Raw genomic sequence first — 3,064 nt, forward strand, 5'->3', positions numbered from 1 at the left:
AACCAAAATAGGAACTCAGCTATGGTTTGTTTATCAATAAAAACAAATTTAAAAACGAGTTAATCTACAGGCTCGTTAGCACTCAATGGCGTTGTAAGATTTTCAAAGTACTTTGAATCATATCAGCACTTTTTCCTGTCATATATGCGGTTACAATCACGCCTTCTTTTAGTAAACAAATAGTATTTAAAAGATCTTCTGAATTATTAGTTAATTTACTTTTAATAAGTTGACGTACTTGATCTTTATGGTAACGACAATAACAAGATATTTCACTTTTTGGATCGCTAAACTCAGCCGATGTATTTATAAAAAAACAACCTCTAAAATCACCCAGTTCAGGTTCATTTCCTATAAACCAGCTTTGTAATGATGCAAAAAGTACATTAATTAATTCTTGATCATTTGTGGTCTTTTCTAATTTAGATTTTAACCAATTTATAAAAATGAAGTGTCTTTTTCCCAGCGTCGCAATGACTAAATCATTTTTCCCATCAAAATGACTGTATAAGGTTTTTTTTGCAATACCTGATACTTTTATAACTTCATTTATTCCAATTGAGTTAACGCCATGTTGATAAAACAGCTCTAATGCGGTTTTTAATAACAACTCTCGCTTTTGATTCATAATAAGCTCCATAAAATTATCAATATAATATTGACATGAGTAGAACGAGTTGTCTACACTAACAAGGTAGACAGGTTGTTCTACTTTTTTTTGTGAGGTATTTATGAATCGTTATTTATTAGCTGTAATTGCTGGTTTTGGTGCATTTATTGCTATTGGTTTATTGTCATTAACTGAAACTAATTTTAATGATATTGTTTTAATAATGGCTCCATTTGGTGCAACTACTGTACTTGTGTTTGGAGTGCCAGATAGCCCATTAGCTCAAGCCAAAAATGTAATTTTTGGGCATTTAATTACTGCCTTTATTGGAATATTATTTTATCAATATGTAGATGTAACACCGTTAACAATAGCTTTAGCAACAGGTTTAGGAGTTACGAGTATGTTAGTTTCAAAAACCACTCATCCACCTGCGGGAGCTAATCCAATTTTAATAATGCTTTCAGGGCAAAGTTGGTTATTTTTGGTGACGCCAGTATTAATTGGCTCTATAGTTATCGTTTTGGTGGGTAAAGGGCTTCAAAAGCTTCAAAGCCATTACTTTAAATCAGAGTGCTAATACGGCGTTAAATGCCTAAATAAAATATATCGCATTCAGGAAGAATAATTATGAATCTATGCAGTATCCTCGGTATTGAAAAGCCAATAATTCAAGCTCCAATGGCTGGAGTACAAAACTGGGAGTTGGCTGCAGCAGTATCAAACTCTGGTGGGCTTGGCTCTATTCCTTGTGGAATGCTGACTAAAGATCAGGTCTTATTCGAGATTATAAATTTCAGAAAACACTCAAATAAAACTTACAACTTAAACTTTTTTTGTCACAAAATGCCTGAGATAAATCATCAGGCACTTGAAGCATGGGAAGAGCAGCTTTTACCGTACTACGAGTCTTTTTCGATCAAGCCTCTAAACGAAATTTCTGGCTTAAGGGTTCCTTTTGATGCAAACCTTGCTGATGCAATAGAGCCCCATAAACCACCAATACTTAGCTTTCATTTTGGTCTTCCATCCGCAGAGCTTGTAACAAGAATAAAGTCATGGGGAACAGTTATAATTTCTTCAGCTACGACCAAGGAAGAAGGAGTGTGGCTAGAGGAAAATGGAGCTGATATTGTCATTGCTCAGGGCTATGAAGCTGGAGGTCATAGAGGTATGTTCATGACTTCGGACGCATCAACTCAACTTCCGACGTTAGAACTTGTAGCTTGCTTAAAACATGAATTATCTGTACCAGTTGTTGCTGCAGGTGGAATAGCTACAAGCACAGATATCAAAGAAATGATAAGGCTAGGTGCGTCAGGAGTTCAAGTTGGAACTTCTTACTTGTTATGCGATGAGGCGAAAACAAGTGCTATTCACAGGCAAGCAATAAAATCAAAAAACAGCGTAACCGCTTTAACTAATATATTCTCAGGTCGATTGGCGAGAGGTATTACTAATAAAATAATGAAAGAGTTAAATTTTATTACGAGTAAAGCGCCAGAGTTTCCTTATGCATCTATAGCTATTGGTCCTTTGAGATCAAAAGCTGAATCCCAAGGTAAATCAGATTTTACTCCACTGTGGTCAGGTACTGACCGAAGTGGTTGTAAAGAGATTTCCGCTACTAAGTTAACCTATGAGTTATGGGGGGACGGCATTTAACAAGTGACTATGGTGTCAATTCCTAATTTCAAACCATTTTAGGATCCCACATGACACCATCCCTCACCATAGAATTTATGATTACTATAAGCTTTCTTATACAGGCAATAATAGCCACTTTTTTAGGTTTCCCTGCCGCGACTAGCCGATGATAAATAGCTTTAAATTTAGGGTTACATTGGATAGCTGACATCATTGCCATATACATTGCGGTTCTAATTTTTGGCCGTCTACCTCGTATCATCCGTTTACCTTGATAAGCACCACTTTCTCGATTAAATGGTGCAACACCAACCAGTGATGCAGCCTCTTTATTGTTTACACACCCAAGCTCAGGCATGTCACTAAGTAAGTTAAACGCGACAACATTACCAACGCCAGGCACACTTTGAATAATGTCATTCTTGACCTTATATTCGTCACATTCTTTGATGAGTTTTTGTAGTTTCAAATCTACTTTTTCAATCTGATTTTTTAATGCCGTTAGGATAGGTTTTATTAGTGATGATATTGTTTTTGGCATTATCTGTGAACGATTTTTCTCCATCGTTTGCATATCCATTAACTGCCTTCTTCTAGAAAGTAAATCACTCATCAAGCGCATCTGCTCTGGCTTTAAAGATGTAGTGGTCAACTAATTTTGGCCACAGTTTTAGAATCTTGGCATCTAACCTCAGATTCATTTGGGGCTAAACCGGCATTATAATGATGTGGCCTAACGTTGTTGTAATATCCGTTGATATAATCACTAACGCTATATTTAGCATCTATAAAATTTCCATATCCAAC

General features: G+C 35.9%; 3 protein-coding genes and 1 pseudogene. 2 read left to right on the forward strand and 2 right to left on the reverse strand.

From position 1 onward, the window contains the following. Positions 1-82: 82 nt before the first annotated feature. Positions 83-628 (reverse strand): TetR/AcrR family transcriptional regulator, encoded by a 546-nt coding sequence (locus I6E85_RS20650; RefSeq protein WP_024589689.1) that lies wholly within the window; start codon positions 626-628, stop codon positions 83-85. A gap of 103 nt (positions 629-731) precedes the next feature. Here I6E85_RS20650 and I6E85_RS20655 point away from each other — a divergent pair, with 103 nt between their 5' ends. Together I6E85_RS20655 and I6E85_RS20660 are read left to right on the forward strand one after the other, a co-directional pair. Then, positions 732-1,190 carry an HPP family protein gene (locus I6E85_RS20655; protein WP_024589688.1) on the forward strand — a complete coding sequence of 153 codons (459 nt, stop codon included), beginning with the start codon at positions 732-734 and terminating at the stop codon, positions 1,188-1,190. Between the two features lie 50 nt (positions 1,191-1,240). Next, the gene (locus I6E85_RS20660; RefSeq protein ID WP_024589687.1) at positions 1,241-2,275 is read left to right on the forward strand and encodes a nitronate monooxygenase family protein; all 1,035 of its coding nucleotides are present in this window, start codon (positions 1,241-1,243) and stop codon (positions 2,273-2,275) included. 28 nt (positions 2,276-2,303) lie between these two features. Here I6E85_RS20660 and I6E85_RS20665 read toward each other — a convergent pair. Continuing rightward, positions 2,304-2,940: pseudogene (locus tag I6E85_RS20665) on the reverse strand (transposase); the annotation flags it as partial. Positions 2,941-3,064 lie beyond the last annotated feature (124 nt).

Source organism: Pseudoalteromonas sp. NZS71 (genome assembly GCF_015864715.1).
In the GTDB taxonomy this organism is placed as follows: domain Bacteria; phylum Pseudomonadota; class Gammaproteobacteria; order Enterobacterales; family Alteromonadaceae; genus Pseudoalteromonas; species Pseudoalteromonas arctica.

Bases quoted from the DNA above. Each gene is read 5' to 3' on its own strand.
- I6E85_RS20650 (WP_024589689.1), bottom strand. From the start codon at position 628: ATGAATCAAAAGCGAGAGTTGTTATTAAAAACCGCATTAGAGCTGTTT.
- I6E85_RS20655 (WP_024589688.1), top strand. From the start codon at position 732: ATGAATCGTTATTTATTAGCTGTAATTGCTGGTTTTGGTGCATTTATT.
- I6E85_RS20660 (WP_024589687.1), top strand. From the start codon at position 1,241: ATGAATCTATGCAGTATCCTCGGTATTGAAAAGCCAATAATTCAAGCT.